Here is a 20,467-nt window from a genome sequence, read left to right on the forward strand (position 1 = left end):
ATGCGTGAATGAATAAGAACACGCTTTCAAGTGTCCTGATAATCAGGATTTAAAGAAAATCGAAGGATGAAAAAATCCCTTGCAAAACTAAATAGTTCGCGTCTATGAAACCGTTCCTAGTCTTATGCTGCTGCAATGCCGGCAATACCTGTTATACCAAAAATTCCGAGTGCTTATGAAACCCAAATCTACTTCACCAAAACGTACAGCCCGTATTGCTTCGTTTTTATTGACAATATTATTTGTCGCCGCGGCGGCATTTTCGTCGTTTGCCCAGCAGCCAATGGAGCGGGTGTATGCAAATGATGTGCAGAAGAGCGATGATGATTATCTTCTTCTTCTTGTAAGATCCGGATACGTTGAAAATGAAGGCAACGCGGTAGATGAAAATACTGCCACTGCAGCGACCCTTAATTCTACTGGAGTCACTGTAGCGGGAATCAATTTAGGTGGTGAAGCCGTTATTCGTCTGCGTTTCACTGGCCCTGATAAGCCGGCTCCCGGCACCCCGGTGACGGTGAAAATGGGGATGGGTGGCGCGGTACTGAGCCTTTTGAACAATATTACCGTTCAAGCTATTAACGGACCGCAAACCAATGATAATGGTTCAGGAAATGAAGTTGGAAGCTCGCAGACGATTTCAGATATCGTCGGGGTACTAGCCGGCGAGAATCAGATTGAGTTTACAGTCACGCCGCAAGTAGCTTATGATGGGTTAAAGATACGGCTTGCTCCTGCCGACGGCATTTTGGCGGCGGATTTATTAGTTACTACCGAAGTTTACGATGCTTATTTCCTTCAACCCGCAAGCGGCCCGGTAGCCTGCGATCAGCCTTTTGACCTGTTATATGGTGCTACCGGTTCAATTGCGGGCGTTGTTAACCCGGTGGTGAACCCCTATAACTCAATTGACGGAAATACGGCAACCTTTTCGGTGCTGAATGCGAATGCAAGCGCCCTGGATAACCGGACGCAGCTGACGGCGATCTTTCCCGGAACTTCTCCTGCAGGGGATTCCATTCATATATTCGTTCAGGACCCGGGTGGATTGCTGGACCTGGCATTGCTGTCGGAGAAATTTTATGTAAGAACCTTTAACGGAACAACCGATAATGGGATCCTTGAACTGAATCAGAACCTGCTGCGTCTCAATCTTCTTGCCGGATCAAGCGATATATATGAAATTACCTATCCGGTTAACCAACCTTTTGACCGTATCCAGGTAGCAGTTGGCGGAGGTCTTGCCGCGGCGCTCGAACATCTGAATGTATATGAAATAGGACGCCTGGCCGCAGGGCCTGTAGTGGCAGGGGTCGTTGATAACATCTTCGCTGTCTGCGCCGGAGCGCCGGTAACCCTTGCGATCGAAAATCCTGTTGGCGGACAAACCTATACCTGGTATGACCAGGCCGGAGCATCTGTCGGAACTGGTACTTCTTTTGAGCCCGGCACACTTGCTGCCGGAGACCATATATATTATGTAACTACTACGCGTCCCGGATGTACTACAGAGTCCGGCCGTACGATGGTGGTCGTAAGTATTAACGAAACAGCAGTCGCTGCCGACATTACGCTGGACGATTTGGCTACCTGCGAAGGATCAGCCGTCGTGTTGAGCCCGGCCAGCACGCTGACCAACCCGGTGTACACCTGGTATAAAGACGCGAATAAAACAGAAGCTATTACTGACGGCCTTACTGAAGGCGCGGTCAGCTACGCAATAGACGCCAGCGGCACTCTGACCGTAACCGGTCTGACCGCAGGCGCTGACCTTACTTATTATGTAGGTGTAGCAGGCGACGAAAAATGCGAGAATGCCGCCGGCCAGCTGAAGGCTGTGAACGTAACGGTAACCGCTCCGCCCGCTGCTCCGGTACTTGCACCGCAGGTATCTGCCAATACCGGCGAAGGGGTAACCCTTACTGCTGCATTGCCCGTTGGGGCACCGGCAGGGGCTACCATCGTATGGTATGACGAGGCAAATGCCGAAATAGGCACTGGCTTAACCATCAATGTAGGGCCTTTTGCCACGGCAGGAACCTACACCTTCCATGCAGCAGTTCGTGTTGGCGATTGCGAATCGGCGGTTGCTGACGTAGCCGTTGTCGTAACCGGCGCACCGGTACTGCCGGATGAAACCTGTAACCTGCCTACCAGCCAGGATAATGAAATAGACGGATTACTTTGCATCCTTTGCCAGGTAAGCAATCCGAATAATTCCATAGATGACGATCCGAACAACTTTACCCGCTTAACAGTAGGTGTCGGATTAGCCGCTGAAGTATCCCAGCAACTGATCTTTGATCAGGCCAGCAAAGCAGCCAACGACAGCATCCGGGTACGTTTGGGTATTCCCACCGGCCTGGTTGACGCAGGCCTGCTGAACAGCATCACGCTGACGGTACTGAACGGAACAGCCGTAGTTAGCAGTTACGACCTGGAAAGCCCCATTCTGGACCTGCGCCTGTTAGGTGGCCAGGAATATGAAGTAACTGTTCCCGCCGATGGCGATTACGACAGGATTGAAGTACGCATTGGCGGCGATCTGCTTGACGGCGGCCTTCTGGGAGCGGCAACCAGCATTGATATTTACGGCGCACAGATCATTTACCCTGCTCCGGATCTTTCCGGCGCTGACCTGGCTGCCTGCGTTGGTGAAACACCCACAATTACTGTTGCAGGAGGAGCTAGTACGACCTTAACCTGGTATTCTGCTGCCACAGGCGGAACGGCATTGGGAACGGGCAACAGCTTTACTCCCGCAGCCCCTCTGACAACCACCACCACTTATTATATAGAAGTATCCCGTGACGGGGTAAATTGTATTAATCCCGAACGCGTACCGGTAACAGTTGAAGTAACGCCTGTTCCCGATGCGCCGGGAGTAGTAAGCCCGGTTCCCGCCAATACAGGTGTTCCTGTAAACCTGACGGCCGCCTTGCCGGACGGAGCCCCGGCGGGATCCACGATTGTATGGTATGCCGACGAAACGACTACGACGGAAGAAGGAACGGGCGAGAACATTTCCGTAGGGCCATTTAATACCGAAGGAACCTATGCTTATTACGCAGCAGTTCGCTCCGGCGATTGCGAATCAGCACGGGTTCCTGTAACCATCAATGTAAGCGGTCCGCCGGTACTTCCTTCGGAAACCTGTAACCTGCCAACTGCGCAGGTAAGCGGTGTGGAAGGATTACTTTGCCTGCTTTGCCAGGTGAGCGACCCGAATAATTCCATTGATGATAACCCGGCCAACTTTACCCGTTTAACGGTAGGAGTAGGAGTTGGTAGCGAAGTATACCAGCAACTGATCTTTGACCAGGCCGACAAGGCAGACAATGACAGCATCCGGGTTCGCCTGACCATTCCCGGCGGACTTGCCGATGCCGGCGTCCTGCTTCAGAGCGTTATCTTAACAGTAATGAACGGCGCTGCCGAAGTAAGCAGCTATGACCTGGAAGATGCCCTGCTGACCATTCGTCTGCTTGGCGGCGAAGAATATGAAGTAACCATTCCTGCCGGCGGAGCTTACGATCGCGTGGAAGTACGCCTGGACGGCGGCTTGCTTAGCGCGGTAACCAGTGTGGATGTTTACGGAGCGCAGATCATTTACCCGGGTCCGCAGGATGTGCCTGAAAACGGCATAACGGTTTGCGCCGGTGAAACGCCTACGCTTACTGCCACTGCCGAAGCTAATACCACGCTTAGCTGGTATGATGCGCCAACCGGAGGTAATCTCCTTGGAAGCGGAAATAGCTTTACACCTGCCGCCGCGCTAACGGCAACCACTACCTATTATATAGAGGTATCCCGCGACGGCGTGAACTGTGCGAATCCTGAACGGGTTCCTTTCACCGTAACGGTTACTCCTTCAGCGGTTGCTGCCGACATTACGCTGGACGATTTGGCTACCTGCGAAGGATCAGCCGTCGTGTTGAGCCCGGCCAGCACGCTGACCAACCCGGTGTACACCTGGTATAAAGACGCGAATAAAACAGAAGCTATTACTGACGGCCTTACTGAAGGCGCGGTCAGCTACGCAATAGACGCCAGCGGCACTCTGACCGTAACCGGTCTGACCGCAGGCGCTGACCTTACTTATTATGTAGGTGTAGCAGGCGACGAAAAATGCGAGAATGCCGCCGGCCAGCTGAAGGCTGTGAACGTAACGGTAACCGCTCCGCCCGCTGCTCCGGTACTTGCACCGCAGGTATCTGCCAATACCGGCGAAGGGGTAACCCTTACTGCTGCATTGCCCGTTGGGGCACCGGCAGGGGCTACCATCGTATGGTATGACGAGGCAAATGCCGAAATAGGCACCGGCTTAACCATCAATGTAGGGCCTTTTGCCACGGCAGGAACCTACACCTTCCATGCAGCAGTTCGTGTTGGCGATTGCGAATCGGCAGTTGCTGACGTAGCCGTTGTCGTAACCGGCGCACCGGTACTGCCGGATGAAACCTGTAACCTGCCTACCAGCCAGGATAATGGCGTAAGCGGATTACTGTGCCTGGTTTGCCAGGTGATTGATCCGAATAATTCTATTGACGAAGATCCGAACAACTTTACCCGTTTAACGGTAGGAGTGGGAGTTGGTAGCGAAGTTTACCAGCAACTGATCTTTGACCAGGCCGACAAGGCAGCCAATGACAGCATCCGGGTACGTTTAACGATCCCCGGCGGATTGCTGGACGCAGGCGCGTTACTCCAGTCAATTGAACTCCGGGTACTGAACGGTACAACAGAAGTAAGCAGCTATACCCTGGAGGACGCATTGCTGACTATCCGCCTGCTCAGCGGTGAGCAGTATGAAGTAACTGTTGCTGCCGGCGGCGTTTATGACAGGCTGGAAGTACGTCTTGACGGCGGGCTGCTTAGCGCGGTCACCAGCCTTGACGTTTACGGTGCGCAGATCATTTACCCTGATCCGGACCTTTCCGCCGCTAACCTGACGGTATGCTCCGGCGAAACGCCCACCATTACTGTTGCCGCTGCAGCGAACACCACGTTAACGTGGTATGCCGCCGCAACGGGCGGAGCTGCACTGGGAACAGGCAACAGCTTTACTCCCGCGGCACCCCTGACGACGACCACCACTTATTATATAGAAGTATCCCGCGACGGTGTGAACTGCGTGAACCCGGAACGTGTTCCGGTAACCGTAACCGTTTCACCGGGAGCTACGGCAGCAGACATTGTAGCCGGCAACACGACCATTTGTGAAGCGGGTACTGCTGTGCTTACGGCAAGCCTTGCGCCCGGCGTAACGCTTACCAATCCAATTTACCGCTGGTATTCAGATGCTGCGCTGACCGATATGGTCCATGAAGAAGCGGCTTCTGAAAGCAGCTTTACCACCCCGGCTCTTACTCAGAATACGACCTACTACGTAACGGTAGAAGGCGCGGAGCTTTGCGAGAACCTGGCAGCAGATGCCAAGGTAGTAACCGTAACAGTAGGCGAAGCCCCGGCTGCACCACAGGTACAGGCCGGAGTAACGATCAGCTCGGGCCAGAGCGCGACGCTGACCGCTTCATTAGGCGACCCGGCGCCGGCAGGCGTTGAGCTGGTATGGTACAGCGCTGCCACGGGCGGCACGGAACTGGGCACGGGCGCTACCTACAGCACCGGCCCGCTGACAGCGACCACTACGTATTATGTAGCGGCCCGCAACACGGCCACCGGCTGCGAGTCCCTGACCCGCGCTTCGGTAACGGTAACCGTTGACGGCGTGACCCCTGGCGAATGTTTAGTAGCCAATGCACAAACCACCGGCAGCCGCGCCATTTGCGTACTGTGCAGCGTAGAGAATGCAGGTAATGCCGTTGACGGCGACCTGACTACCGCTTCACGCCTGGTAGCGCCGGTAAGTGTTACCGGCGGCGTATGGCAAGACCTGATCTTCCCTGAAGCCGGCCAGGCAGGCGATACAGTTATCGTTCATATCGGACTGGATAACTCTTTGCTTGACGCTGCGCTTTTGGGCAACCTGGTGATCAGGAGCTTTAATGGCACTACCGAAAACAATGACGGCAGCGCTATTGATGATAACCTGCTGACCCTTCGTCTGATTCCGGGTAATAGTGCAGCCGAAGTATGGTTCATCGCCGGCGGCGCCTTTGACCGGGTACGGGTAGAACAAACCGGTCTGCTGAACGTGTTGGGCAGCAGTTATATGATATATGGCGCGGAAGTACGCCTTCCGGCCCCGACGGCTCTTCCTCCGGCGAATCAAACGATCTGCCAGGGTGGAACGCTGACGCTGGAAGCAACTCCTTCAGCGGGCACCACGCTGGCCTGGTACGACGTACCGGTTGGCGGCACGGCCCTTGCCACCGGCAACAGCTATGACTTTGTTACTGACGGCACAACCGCCCCGGGTGTACACACCTTCTATATCGGCGTGTTCCGTGACGGCTGCGAAAACCCGGTTCGTATTCCGGTAGAAGTAACGGTAACCGAAGCTTACGATGCAGATGATATCGTAGCAGCGGACGTGACCATCTGCCAGGGCACGACCGTAGCCACACTCACAGCTGCAGCAGCTCCCGGCGTAACGATCACTGACCCGGTATTCACCTGGTACAGCGATGCGACGCTGACTACGGAAATCGGCACGGGCGCCACGCTGACGCTTGATCCTGCTCCCACAGCAGCCACCACGACTTACTATGTCACCATTGCCGAAAGCAACGGAGACTGCGAAAATATTGCAGGCAGCGCCAAAGCGGTCGTGCTGACGGTTACCGATGCTCCGGCAGCGCCAACGCTGGTAGCGGCTGACCTGACCACCTGCGCAGGCAGCGCCGCCACTTTCGAAATTGACAATCCTCAAGGTGGGGTGACCTACAACTGGTACGACGCAGCTACGGGCGGCACGCTGGTACACTCCGGCACCACGCTGACAGTAGACGCGGCCACTGCCGGCATGAGCTGGTACATCGAAACAGTAGTTGACGGTGGAGGCTGCGTAAGCCTGAGCCGCACCGCTGCTACGCTGACGGTAACCCCGTCAGCAACCGCTGCCGACATCACCGCGGCCGATGCCACCATCTGCGAAGGCGAAACAGCCATGCTGAGCGCCAGCAGCACCACGGTAACGGCACCCATCTTCCGCTGGTACAGCAATGCCGATCTGAGCGGTACGCCGCATGAAGGCGCCACTTATGATCTGAGCGGCCTGACCGCAGGCACCTATACTTACTATGTAACCGTAGAAGGCACGGGAGTTTGCGAGAACCTGGCAGCAGATGCCAAGGTAGTAACCGTAACAGTAGGCGAAGCCCCGGCTGCACCACAGGTACAGGCCGGAGTAACGATCAGCTCGGGCCAGAGCGCGACGCTGACCGCTTCCCTGGGCGACCCGGCGCCGGCAGGCGTTGAACTGGTATGGTACAGCGCTGCCACGGGCGGCACGGAACTGGGCACGGGCGCTACCTACAGCACCGGCCCGCTGACAGCGACCACTACGTATTATGTAGCGGCCCGCAACACGGCCACCGGCTGCGAGTCCCTGACCCGCGCTTCGGTAACGGTAACCGTTGACGGCGTGACCCCTGGCGAATGTTTAGTAGCCAATGCACAAACCACCGGCAGCCGCGCCATTTGCGTACTGTGCAGCGTAGAGAATGCAGGTAATGCCGTTGACGGCGACCTGACTACCGCTTCACGCCTGGTAGCGCCGGTAAGTGTTACCGGCGGCGTATGGCAAGACCTGATCTTCCCTGAAGCCGGCCAGGCAGGCGATACAGTTATCGTTCATATCGGACTGGATAACTCTTTGCTTGACGCTGCGCTTTTGGGCAACCTGGTGATCAGGAGCTTTAATGGCACTACCGAAAACAATGACGGCAGCGCTATTGATGATAACCTGCTGACCCTTCGTCTGATTCCGGGTAATAGTGCAGCCGAAGTATGGTTCATCGCCGGCGGCGCCTTTGACCGGGTACGGGTAGAACAAACCGGTCTGCTGAACGTGTTGGGCAGCAGTTATATGATATATGGCGCGGAAGTACGCCTTCCGGCCCCGACGGCTCTTCCTCCGGCGAATCAAACGATCTGCCAGGGTGGAACGCTGACGCTGGAAGCAACTCCTTCAGCGGGCACCACGCTGGCCTGGTACGACGTACCGGTTGGCGGCACGGCCCTTGCCACCGGCAACAGCTATGACTTTGTTACTGACGGCACAACCGCCCCGGGTGTACACACCTTCTATATCGGCGTGTTCCGTGACGGCTGCGAAAACCCGGTTCGTATTCCGGTAGAAGTAACGGTAACCGAAGCTTACGATGCAGATGATATCGTAGCAGCGGACGTGACCATCTGCCAGGGCACGACCGTAGCCACACTCACAGCTGCAGCAGCTCCCGGCGTAACGATCACTGACCCGGTATTCACCTGGTACAGCGATGCGACGCTGACTACGGAAATCGGCACGGGCGCCACGCTGACGCTTGATCCTGCTCCCACAGCAGCCACCACGACTTACTATGTCACCATTGCCGAAAGCAACGGAGACTGCGAAAATATTGCAGGCAGCGCCAAAGCGGTCGTGCTGACGGTTACCGATGCTCCGGCAGCGCCAACGCTGGTAGCGGCTGACCTGACCACCTGCGCAGGCAGCGCCGCCACTTTCGAAATTGACAATCCTCAAGGTGGGGTGACCTACAACTGGTACGACGCAGCTACGGGCGGCACGCTGGTACACTCCGGCACCACGCTGACAGTAGACGCGGCCACTGCCGGCATGAGCTGGTACATCGAAACAGTAGTTGACGGTGGAGGCTGCGTAAGCCTGAGCCGCACCGCTGCTACGCTGACGGTAACCCCGTCAGCAACCGCTGCCGACATCACCGCGGCCGATGCCACCATCTGCGAAGGCGAAACAGCCATGCTGAGCGCCAGCAGCACCACGGTAACGGCACCCATCTTCCGCTGGTACAGCAATGCCGATCTGAGCGGTACGCCGCATGAAGGCGCCACTTATGATCTGAGCGGCCTGACAGCAGGCACCTATACTTACTATGTAACCGTAGAAGGCACGGGAGTTTGCGAGAACCTGGCAGCAGATGCCAAGGTAGTAACCGTAACAGTAGGCGAAGCCCCGGCTGCACCACAGGTACAGGCCGGAGTAACGATCAGCTCGGGCCAGAGCGCGACGCTGACCGCTTCCCTGGGCGACCCGGCGCCGGCAGGCGTTGAACTGGTATGGTACAGCGCTGCCACGGGCGGCACGGAACTGGGCACGGGCGCTACCTACAGCACCGGCCCGCTGACAGCGACCACTACGTATTATGTAGCGGCCCGCAACACGGCCACCGGCTGCGAGTCCCTGACCCGCGCTTCGGTAACGGTAACCGTTGACGGCATTAACCCGCCGCAGGATTGTATCACCGCAAACGCCCAAACGGTAGGCGCAGACGGCCTTTGCCTCATCTGCAGCGTAAGCAATCCGGGCGCTTCGGTTGACGCTGATCCCGACACCTATGCCCAGCTGAATGCAAGCGTAGGCGTAGCGGCAGCAGTATGGCAGGAACTGATTTTCCCTGAAGCAGGACAAGCAGGCGACAAGATCACGCTGGAACTGGGCCTTAATTCAGCCCTGGCGGATCTGGCCCTGCTGAACAACCTGACGATAGAAAGCTTTAACGGGTCAACGGCCAATGGCGACGGCGGCTCCGTGAACAGCGACGTAATAGACCTGGTATTGTTACCAGGCGCCAGCAATCGCTTCACGGTAAGCTTTATTGCCGAAGGCGCCTTTGACAGGGTAAGGATACGTTTCGCAGCATTGGTAGCCGCGCTGGAAAATGTCCGGGTGTACAATGCCCAGATACATTTTGCAGCTCCCACGGCCCTGCCCCCGGCAGACCTTACCGTTTGCCGCGGTGAAACAGTCACCCTGGAAGCTACTCCGGCAGCCGGAACAACCATCAGGTGGTACGATGCCGAAACAGGCGGAAACCTGCTTTCTTCCGAGAATAGCTTTACTACCGCACCTTTAATGACGGTAGGACAGATCACTTATTACATTGCAGTGGTAAGGAATGGCTGCGAAGACACCGCGCGGATCCCTGTGACCGTTACGGTAACAGCCTCACCCACCGCGGCAGATATTATAGTAACCGGAAACGAGAACCCGGTATGTGCTAACGAGCCCGTAATACTGAGCCCGTCCAGCACTACCATTACTGATCCGGTATTCAAATGGTACAAAGACGCCGCCAAAACCCAGCCCATCACCAGCGGCACGGAAGCGGGCGTTACCTATGCCATTGATGCAGCAGGCGTACTCACCGTAACCGGCCTGACCGCAAACGTTACCTACTGGGTAAGCGTAACGGCCAACGGCGGCAGCGGATGTGAAAATCCGGCAGGCGATTTGAAATCCGTGCCGGTAAGTATCCAGCCTAATGCGCCTGACGGTTCCATCACCGGTGTAACAGTAGCCGGCGACCCGGGTAACGGCGAAATTTGCTTGCCGGCCAATGGCGAAGTAGTATTAACCGCAACAAGTACGCTTGCCGGCGCCGTATTCCACTGGTATGACCAGGACGGCAACCCGGTAGCGGGCGGCGAGAACGGAACGCTTACGCTCACAGGCGTTACAGCCGGCGCCTATACCTATTATGTAGGTGTCAGCAACCAGGATTTCTGTGAAACAACAGAAAGCGACCGCGCTTCGGTAAGCTTCACCATTAAGCCCACCGTTCCCGGCGCAGACCTCGCGGCCATTGAGCTGACCGGGGCGCTGCCTGGCGGAAATGTGTGCCTGGATGCAAACGGAGAGGTAACCCTTACTGCCGCGTTAACAGCAAGCAGTACGGTAACTAACCCGGTCTTCCACTGGTATGATGAAAACGGCAATCCTGTTGCCGGCGGCGAAAACGGAGTTCAGAAACTCGCGCTTGCGCCCGGAACATACACCTTCTCGGTAGGCGCCAGCGGCGACGGTTTCTGCGAAACAATTGCTGCCGACCGCAAGTCGATCACCTTCACGGTGAACCCGACAGCCGGCCCCAATGATATAGCAGACCTGACGCTGAACGGAAATGTACCGGCAGGCGGCATTTGCCTGGCCCCGGGAGAAGAAGTGATCCTGACGGCCGCACTCAGCGCTGCCAGCACCATCACGAATGAAGTCTTCTACTGGTATGACCAGAACGGCGACCCGGTAGCGGGCGGCGCGGACGGTGTGCTGAACCTGGGCGAACTTGCCCCCGGCACCTATACCTACCAGGCAGGCGTTAGCGGCGATGGTGTTTGCGAAAGCCTGTCAGCCGATCGCAAAACGATCACCTTTACGATCAGCCGCGCCTCAACAGCAGCCGATATAACTGCTTCCGGCGCGACCATCTGCGAAGGCGAATCTGCCACGCTTACCGCTTCCAGCACCGGCATCACCAACCCTGTATTCAACTGGTACAGCAGCGCGGATCTCTCGACCCTTGTTTTCACAGGCTCGGAATTCGGCACACCTGTACTGGCTGCCACCACCACGTATTACGTGACGGTTCAGGGCGACGGCGTTTGCGAAGGAGAAGCTAAAGAAGTAATTGTAAACGTTGGACGCGGCGGTACAGCTGCCGATATCACAGCCAGCGATGCCCTTAGCTGCGGCGAACCGGTAACCCTGACCGCCAGCAGCACCATCGCGGGCGCAGTCTTCAACTGGTATGCCGATGCAGCGCTTACGCAGCTGATCGCTACCGGCGCTGAAATAGAACAGAACCCGACGGCCACCACCACTTACTATGTGACCGTTCAGGGTACGGGAGTTTGTGAAAACGCACCCGGCGCCGCCAAAGAAGTAACGGTGACGGTTGGCCAGGAACCTGCAGCCCCCACCATCGTTTCTACTGATCTCACGGTTTGCCCCGGTACCGGCATCACGCTGATAGCTGAAAGCCAGGCAGGCACCCAGATCGTATGGTATGCCGCAGCAACCGGCGGAGACCCGCTGTTCACCGGTCCGGAATTCGTGATCGATGCGGTAACTGCGCCTACGACTTATTATGCCGAAGCGCAGACAACCGGAGGATCCTGCGTGAGCGCCACGAGGACGGCGGTAGAAGTGAACACGATACCTGTACTGGCTGCTCCTGTAGTAAGCTGCCAGGACCGCACGCCAAGCACGGTAACGTTCGTATGGTCCGAAGTAGCCGGGGCCACCGGTTATGAGGTGAACGTGAACGACGCCGGATGGGAAGCTCCCAGCAGCGGCAGCGGCCCGCAAGCCACGACGCACCTGATCGAAAATGCAAATCCTTCTATTCCGTACACCATTAAAGTACGCGCGATATCTTCGGTAGCCCCATGCGGCAACAGCGAAAGCGAAGCTTCCGCCTGCGAAGTTGAGAACTTCAATGATCTCTTTATACCGAACGCGTTTACGCCCAACGGCGACGGAAAGAACGATTTCTTCGAAGTGCTGGGAACCTACCAGGAACTTGACCTGAAGATCTACAACCAATGGGGTAACAAGGTCTTCGAAACAAGGACAAAAGGTCAGAAATGGGACGGCAGCTATAAAGGCGAGATCATGCCAACGGGAGTTTACGTGTACTACGTGACCGTGACCATGGCCGACGGAAGAGAAGTATTCAAAAAAGGATCCATATCATTAATTCGATAAACTATGAAAACGTACATAAAAACGTTCCTGATTACAGCATTGCTGGGAGGCGTCGTTGCCGGCGCCTCCGCCCAGGACCCGCACTTATCGCAATATTACTCTTCCCCCTTATTTCTAAACCCGGCGTTAACCGGGATGTTTAACGGGGAATACCGGGTCAGCGGTAACCAGAAAACCCAGTGGGGAAGCATCACCAATCCCTACAGTACGTCGGTGGCGTCCGTTGACGCCCTGCTTTCCAATAAGCTGGGTGTCGGCGGCTATGTCCTGCATCAAACCGCCGGTGACGGGGGCTATAAGAACACCAACGTGTTCGCATCTGCCTCCTATTATGTGAATTTCGGCCAGAACGGTGACGGCTATCTTGTTTTCGGCCTGCAGGGCGGACTCGTCAACAAGACCTTCGATCAGAACGGACTGTACTTTTCCGAGCAGTACCGCCCGGGAATGGGTTATGATCCTTCTATTCCCAGCGGGGAGAACTTCGCCGATAACAATGCCCTTTACGCGGACTTTAATGCCGGCGTATTCATTTTTGACGCGAATCCCCTGAAAGTGGCCAACCCCTTCTTAGGATATTCGGTATTCCACTTGCTCCGGCCCAAGGAAACGCTTTTCAGCAGCGAGTACCAGCTTCCCATGCGGCACCTGGTGCATGCAGGCGCCAAGCTGAGAGTATCTGAAAGCGTGGACATCACCCCTCATGCCTTATTCATGAGACAAGTAGAAGCCCAGGAGTTTTCAACAGGGGTGTATGGCGAATACCATTTCCCTTATAATAATAATCACCTGTTATTCGGTACTACCTACCGCTGGAACGATGCGGTGGTGCCTTATGTTGGATTTCAGATCAGCAATATTCTTATCGGGGTAAGTTATGATGTGAATACTTCCGGGCTAAACCCGGCCAGTTTCCACAGGGGCGGCTTCGAGTTTTCGCTTTCCTTTATTAAACCCGGCGAAAGTAATGTACCATTGTTCTTCTGTCCGAGACTATAAATTCTATCTAAAAATTAGCTAATATGAGAACGGTCTTTACAAGAATATTGATCACCTTTATTGCCATTACTGGCAGCCTGCAGGCAGAGGCGCAACTTTTCCGGAACTATGAGTCGGAAGCGGATCGTATGTTTGAGGATGAGCGCTATTACGAAGCCTCCCTGCTGTACGAACGCCTGCTCACAGGAGAAGTCGCCGGCGGAGAAAAGCTGGCCCCCTACCGTCCCGGGCGCGGCCCGAAAGTCAAACCTTCGGACGAAGAATACCAGCGCGTAGTTTATAAACTGGCTGAATCCCTGCGCTTATATAAGAACTACGGCGGCGCCATCGACTGGTACGCCAAAGTGCTGGATAATGATGACTATCCCCTTGCTAAATTTTACCACGCGGTTTGCCTTCGAGCAGCCGCCAGGTACGAGGAAGCCCTGGAAGCGTACAATAACTTCCTGGAAGGTTATGGCAAGGACGATGAGTTCAGCAAAATGTCTGAACAGGAGATCAAAAACTGCGAGTTTGCCATTGAAGAAATGGCCGAAGAACAAGTTGACGAGGTTTATAAAGCGAATTCCACCATCAATGAAGGGGGAGGGAACTATGCTTCGGTCATTCACAGCGATGGCCGGCTGATCTTCACCTCCACCCGTTACATGGCGAACGTAAAAGGAACCCTCGGAAAATTCAATTTCAACAATGTTTACGAAGCGGACTGGTCTGATACCAGCCTTTCTTCCCCTGAATTGTACAATGTTCCCTTCCAGCAAGAATTTCACCAGGGAACCGTTGCCTTTTCGCCCGATCGTCAAACGATGTTCCTTACCCGCTGGCAGGGTAATGCAAGCGGTGTAGAGAATTGCTATATCTATGTAAGCCGCTTCAACAGCGGCGCCTGGTCGGAGCCCGAAAAACTGAGCAGCTCCGTGAACATGGACGGTTACCGCAGTTTCCATCCTTTTGTCACCGCTGACGGAAAATACTTCCTTTTTGCATCCGACCGTCCCGGCGGATCAGGAGGCAGCGACATCTGGTATAGCGAGATCCAGATCAACGGCGAGCCCGGCGACCCCAAGAACCTGGGAAACGATATTAATACCGAAGGCGCGGATGAGAGCCCCTACCTGGACGTAGCGAGCGGAAAGCTTTATTTCAGCTCCAACGGAAAAATAGGTATGGGTGATTTCGATGTGTTCGAAGCCAATGGAACGATCGGCAATTTTTCCGAACCCGAAAACCTTGGCTACCCGATCAATTCCAGCCGTGACGACCTCCATTTTACGCCCGCGGATGAAGAAGCCCATACAGGGTTCCTTAGTTCCGACAGGGAATCAGTATGCTGCCTGGAGCTTTATTCGTTTGAGCAGGGCAATCTTAAGTTTGCGGTCAGCGGAACCATTACCGACTGTGACGATGCCGCTACCGCCCTGGAAGGCGTAGAAGTAAGCCTGGTTAATGCCAGCACCTCAGCGGTGATCGAAGAAAAAACCACCGGCCCTGACGGCAATTACTTCTTTGACCTGGATGGCAGTGTGACCAGCTATAAGCTGCTACTGAACAAGGACGGTTATTTCACCAAAGAGCATGCGTTCCAGCTCCAGGAAAACGCGACCCGCTCCGATACAGTAGAAGTTTCCGTCTGTCTCAAGGAAGTGGAGGTAGACAAGCCGATCGTTATTTCTAATATTTATTATGATTTCGATAAGGCAACACTTCGTCCCGAATCAAAAGTAACGCTTGATTCCCTGGCAGGCGTATTGCGCCTGAATCCGAACATGGTCGTGGAAATGAGCGCGCATACGGACGCCATCGGTACCGAAGCCTACAACGAAGATCTTTCCCAGCGCAGGGCGCAGTCATGCGTTGATTACCTGATCAGCGTAGGTATTCCCACTGAAAAACTTATAGCAAAAGGCTATGGCGAAAGCCGGCCGATTGCCCCGAATACAAATCCCGACGGCAGCGATAACCCGGACGGCCGCCAGTTGAACAGGCGCACGGAGTTCAAAGTCGTGAAAACACTCGATGAATGAGGCGTTAAGAGAGGCCGGCATCTGCGGCTTTTGATTTTCCGGGCCGGAAGCACATTGCTTTCTCCTCCGGGAAATCAAAGGCCGCTCTTGCGGGCTAACTCCCCTGGGGCGCGGCTAGCTGGCGCATTCACTCGAGCCCGCTCACTTAGGTTCGACCGCGCGCAATTACCCGTAAAGACCTGCTCGATTTTTGGAACCTGAAAGAGTTTCCTCCAGGCTTCCGGAGCGCAATTACCCCGAAAGACCCGCCCGATTGCAAAGATGAGCTCATATTACCACGGCGATCGCTTTACTGTATATACGCACAATTCTCCCGCCTCGTCACAGCGCTATTGAAACCGGAACGTTTCGCCGAGTAAGACAGACTTAATTATTCCCCTGGCCGCGGGAAGCGCCTGAAAGCTGCCGTTTTTTAAATGAAAGCCTTCGGAAACGCAGGTTTCAGGATCAACCAGCCAGTATTCGCTTACCCCGCAGCGTTCATATATGTCTTTTTTCTGGCCGCGGTCGTATTTGGCCGTAGAAGGAGATAGTATTTCCACAATCAAGTCCGGCGCTCCGAAAATCCCTTTCTTATTTATCACAGGCAGGCGCCGGTTGCTGATAAAAAGAATGTCAGGTTGAAACACATGCTCCTCGTTAAGATAGACATCAACCGGGGAAACTAAAACCTTTCCCAGCTTGTGCCGCCTGACGTAGGAATACAGCTCGTAGTTTATGCTGCCAAGGATATCCTGATGAGCGTAAACAGGCGCCGGCTCCACGACGAGTATGTTTTTCAAAGCATGAAACCTGCGTGTACTTTCGGGGAGTTGTTTGAATATATCCATGACCGAAAAGGGGATACTAGTATACATGTTGATGATGTTGATGATTAACCCGTGTGAAATTAGGAATAACGATAGCTAACGACAAGAAAATTCATATAGCTTTTTGGAATATTACTTATTATTGCAGAGCATTAACAGGGCCTTCCATGATCATTTCGGCATTCCGCAACTATAATATATATAACCTGGTATTTCTCCTGCTGATCACCCTGCTGCTGCGGATCGCCATTATCGTGCATTCGCCAGGCAGTCAGGAAGGGTTCTTTCCACTGAACCTGCTTTCCGACCCCCGGGTCAATGTATGCCTCACCGCCCTGGTTATTTTTAGCCAGGCCATTTTGCTTAACCGGAGTATCACCCGGCATAATCTGTTCAGCAAGACCTCCTATCTGCCTGCCTTAATGTACGCGGTACTGGCCAGTATGTTCAGCCCCTTTCTGACCCTGAACCCCGTCCTGATCTGTAATTTTTTCCTGCTGTGGCTGATAGACCGCATTTTCTTTCTTTACCGCGGCGCCAATGTGCTTCGGATCACCTTTGATATGGGCCTGGCGATAGGAGCAGGCTCCCTTTTTTATTATCCCTTCTTCCTGATCTTCCCGGTTACCTGGTTCAGCCTGATCATTTTCCGGCCTTTTGCCTGGAGGGAATGGGTGTCGCCGGTTATCGGCTTGGTGGTACCTTATATTTTTGCGTTCACCTGGTTTATGTACACCGATAATATGGCCTCTTTTTTAGAGATATGGCAGCCCTTTATCGTTAATTTTCCGTCTGTTTTAACCATTTCGCCCTATGATTATATCGCCCTGGTGCCGCTGCTGTTCCTTTTGGGGCTTTCCGTTCATAAGATGTGGGTCACTTATTTTAAGAACGTGGTGCTTATCCGGAAGTCGCAGGTATCCCTGGCCTTGCTGAGCGTATTGCTGGTTGCTTCCTTTTTGCTGAGCGCCGAAAAGCACCTGTACCATTTTATGATGCTGGCCGTGCCTTTCGCGGTGTTCCTGGCTTATTATTTCATTACCGCCAAGGTTCGGTGGTTTTACGAAACCTTGTTCGCGCTGCTGCTGGGTTCTATCTTTTATTTCCAGTTCGTTTAGTATTTGCCACCCTGGGTAATAAGGGCTTGCCAGCGTGGAACTCCTGATTGGCCGACAAGCACCATCACCTTTCCATTTACGCCCGGAAATTTTTGCGTATCTTTGCGCTGAAATAAATCCCATATCTGAATGAAATTCGGCGTTGTTATTTTCCCGGGTTCCAATTGCGACCACGATACTACTTACCTGCTTGACAATACATTAGGACAGGAAGTAGTGGAGCTTTGGCATAAAGACCACGATCTGCAGAACTGTGATTTTATTATTCTTCCCGGCGGGTTTTCCTTTGGTGACTACCTGCGTTCGGGAGCTATTGCGCGATTTTCCCCTATCATGCGGGAAGTGATCGCCTTCGCAGAAAAGGGGGGATACGTGCTGGGTATCTGCAACGGGTTCCAGATTCTTTGCGAGGCCGGGCTGCTGCCGGGAGCGCTGCTCCACAACCCTACCCGGAAGTTCATTTGTACCAATAGCTGCCTGAAAGTGCAAACCGCTGATACGATAATCACCTCGCAGGTGAACCCGGACCGGCCCCTGCGTATTCCGGTAGCCCACGGGGAAGGCAGTTATTATGCCAGGCCTGAAATACTGCAGCAGCTGAACAGCAATGACCAGGTGCTTTTCAGGTACTGTGACACCCAGGGAAATTTTACCCCGGAATCCAACCCCAACGGCTCTGTTGAAAACATAGCAGGAATATGCAACCAGGGACGCAACGTATTCGGTATGATGCCTCATCCCGAGCGCGCCGCGGATCCTGCCCTGGGCAACCAGGACGGCCTTGCCGTGTTCCAGTCCATCCTGCATGGCCATGATCTTGTACAAAGCTGATCTTCATTGATAAACCTGGCAATTGATATAGGTAATTCAAGAACCAAGATTGCCTTTTTTGAGAACGCCGCGCTGATTGAAGCTCATTCTTACCGAAATCAGGCGACAGCGGAATTAAAAGGCCTCGTGGACAAATACACGCCCGCGAAAGCAGTCTTGTCAAGCGTCGTTGAGCCCGATCCCGCTTTACTTGCTTACCTGGAGCAACATACCAACCTGTCTTATTTTCCGGGAAGCCTGCGCCTTCCGCTGGAGAACAAATATCATAGCCCCGCTACCCTGGGCGCCGACCGCCTTGCCGCTGTGATCGGGGCGGGGCCTACGGGGAAAACAGCGATAGCCTGGTAATTATTGCCGGGACCTGCATCACGTACAACTTCCTGAACAGCAGGAAGGAGTTCCTGGGCGGGGCCATTTCCCCCGGGCTGAATATGCGCTTCCTGGCGATGCATACTTTTACCGGCAAACTGCCGTTGATAACATTGGATAAAGAGTATGATGAGTTCCTTGGAAGGGATACGCGCGAATCCATGTTATCGGGCGTACAGGCCGGATCGCTGGCCGAAACCCTGTACATGATCGGCGCCTACGCAGAGCAATACCCCGGGCTCCGGGTGTTTTTATGCGGCGGGGACGCGGAATTCTTTGATAAAAGGTTGAAAAATAGCATCTTTGCCGACCGTATTGTGCTGGACAGGGAATTAATCCTGAAAGGACTCGATCGGGTATTAAACTATCAATATAAATGAGGAAATTTACCTGGATACCTGTAATTATAGCATTACTGTCTTTTGCCGTGAAGGTTAACGGCCAGGCCACCATCAGTTCGCCCTATTCCGACTACGGGGTAGGACTCCTGGAACCCGGCGTCTTTGCCTTCGGGAGGAGCATGGGGGGGATCTCCCAGGGGATGCGCAGCCCGGTTGATATTAACCTCAGTAACCCGGCCTCCTTTTCCGCCATTCGCCTTACCACCTTTGAAGCCGGCCTTTTCGGCGGTGTCAGGGGCCTGAGCAAGGGCGATGTCAGCCAGACAAACCATGATTTCGGCCTGAGCTATATTTCGCTGGCCTTTCCCGTATCGACCAAATGGGGGTCCAGCATCGGCTTAACTCCTTTTTCAAATGTCGGGTACCGGGTCACGAACCAATCCAAGCTGGATACCACGAACGTGAATTATATCAATACCGGTGAAGGCGGGCTGTCCCAGTTCTACATTGGCAATTCATTTGCGTTCTCCCCGAACTTTTCAGTAGGCATGAACGTGGCTTACCTGTTTGGTAATATTGAGCAAGCCTGGGCAACGGAATTTCCTGATAACCAATTCCTTTACCGGAACAGCAAGATCGTGGACATCTTCCGGGCAAATGGTTTCCGCTTTTCATTCGGCCTCCAGGGCGGCGTCAAGCTTTCGGATGACACGCGCCTTACCTATGGCTATACGGGAACACTCAAAACGAAATTAACCGCTCACAGCGATCTGTTAAGGATGGGCTACAATTCCAACCAGGGAACAGAAGTAGGCGTGGACACTATAGAGATGACCATAGGAGCTAAGAACAGCTTGCATCTTCCTGCTTCCCACAAGGCCGGTTTTACGATCAACAAGCAGGGCAAATGGCTTTTTGGCGCTGATGTCAGCTTTTCGGACTGGGCAGAATTCAGCCGTACCTCCGCTTACCAGCCTGAGCGGGCTCAGCGGGACCTCAGCGAATCAATGGGGATTTCCGCCGGCCTTCAATTCACTCCTGACCCGGAATCGGTTTCCAGTTATTTCAAGCTGGTAAACTACCGGGCGGGCTTTAATTACCAGAAAATGCCGGTGGCCATAAACGGCAAAGATATCAGTGAAACCAGTATCACCCTGGGCCTGGGCATGCCTTTCCTCTCGAGGGAAATGAATTCTTACGGAAAACTGAACCTGGGTGTGGAACTGGGGCAGCGCGGCACTAACGACGGCAGCCTGATCAAGGAACAGTTCGCTATGTTTAATGTGGGGATTACGTATAGTACGCGCTGGTTTATTAAACGGCAGTTTGATTAATCGAAACT

At 54.3% G+C, this 20,467-nt stretch carries 9 protein-coding genes; 8 read left to right on the plus strand and 1 reads right to left on the minus strand.

Translation table 11 applies throughout. The annotated features are described in order from the left end of the window. The first annotated feature begins 175 nt into the window (after positions 1–175). From FRZ59_RS06935 to FRZ59_RS06945, 3 genes are read left to right on the plus strand one after another with little or no spacing between them, the layout of a single operon-like run. Positions 176–12,634, plus strand: a complete 12,459-nt coding sequence (locus tag FRZ59_RS06935; protein WP_147698262.1) for a gliding motility-associated C-terminal domain-containing protein — start codon at positions 176–178, stop codon at positions 12,632–12,634. Positions 12,635–12,637: 3 nt separating this feature from the next. Beyond that, a complete protein-coding gene (locus FRZ59_RS06940; RefSeq protein ID WP_132130637.1) occupies positions 12,638–13,633 on the plus strand; it encodes a PorP/SprF family type IX secretion system membrane protein in 996 nt (331 codons plus the stop codon). 23 nt (positions 13,634–13,656) lie between these two features. Continuing rightward, positions 13,657–15,657, plus strand: a complete 2,001-nt coding sequence (locus FRZ59_RS06945; RefSeq protein ID WP_132130636.1) for an OmpA family protein — start codon at positions 13,657–13,659, stop codon at positions 15,655–15,657. A 329-nt stretch (positions 15,658–15,986) separates the two neighbouring features. On the opposite strand, the gene FRZ59_RS06950 is transcribed toward FRZ59_RS06945, so the two are convergent. Beyond that, complete coding sequence (locus FRZ59_RS06950) at positions 15,987–16,514, minus strand: Uma2 family endonuclease (RefSeq protein WP_132130635.1); 528 nt, start codon at positions 16,512–16,514, stop codon at positions 15,987–15,989. Between the two features lie 119 nt (positions 16,515–16,633). Between FRZ59_RS06950 and FRZ59_RS06955 the strand changes: the two genes are divergently transcribed. The 5 genes from FRZ59_RS06955 (at position 16,634) to bamG (ending at position 20,459) form a co-directional block, all read left to right on the plus strand. Then, the gene (locus tag FRZ59_RS06955; protein WP_132130634.1) at positions 16,634–17,584 is read left to right on the plus strand and encodes a hypothetical protein; all 951 of its coding nucleotides are present in this window, start codon (positions 16,634–16,636) and stop codon (positions 17,582–17,584) included. 129 nt (positions 17,585–17,713) lie between these two features. Beyond that, positions 17,714–18,415, plus strand: a complete 702-nt coding sequence (gene purQ, locus FRZ59_RS06960) for a phosphoribosylformylglycinamidine synthase subunit PurQ (RefSeq protein ID WP_132130633.1) — start codon at positions 17,714–17,716, stop codon at positions 18,413–18,415. A gap of 6 nt (positions 18,416–18,421) precedes the next feature. Further along, positions 18,422–18,763 (plus strand): type III pantothenate kinase, encoded by a 342-nt coding sequence (locus tag FRZ59_RS19425; RefSeq protein ID WP_147698263.1) that lies wholly within the window; start codon positions 18,422–18,424, stop codon positions 18,761–18,763. A 32-nt stretch (positions 18,764–18,795) separates the two neighbouring features. Next, entirely contained in the window at positions 18,796–19,164 is a 369-nt protein-coding gene (locus FRZ59_RS19430; RefSeq protein ID WP_262713182.1) for a type III pantothenate kinase, read from the plus strand. Next, positions 19,161–20,459: a BamG family beta-barrel-assembly machinery protein gene (gene bamG, locus FRZ59_RS06975; protein WP_132130631.1), complete on the plus strand. Its 1,299-nt coding sequence runs from the start codon at positions 19,161–19,163 to the stop codon at positions 20,457–20,459. The genes FRZ59_RS19430 and bamG overlap by 4 nt, the downstream gene beginning before the upstream one ends. The last annotated feature ends 8 nt before the right edge of the window (positions 20,460–20,467 follow it).

The organism is Anseongella ginsenosidimutans (assembly GCF_008033235.1).
Lineage (GTDB): Bacteria > Bacteroidota > Bacteroidia > Sphingobacteriales > Sphingobacteriaceae > Anseongella > Anseongella ginsenosidimutans.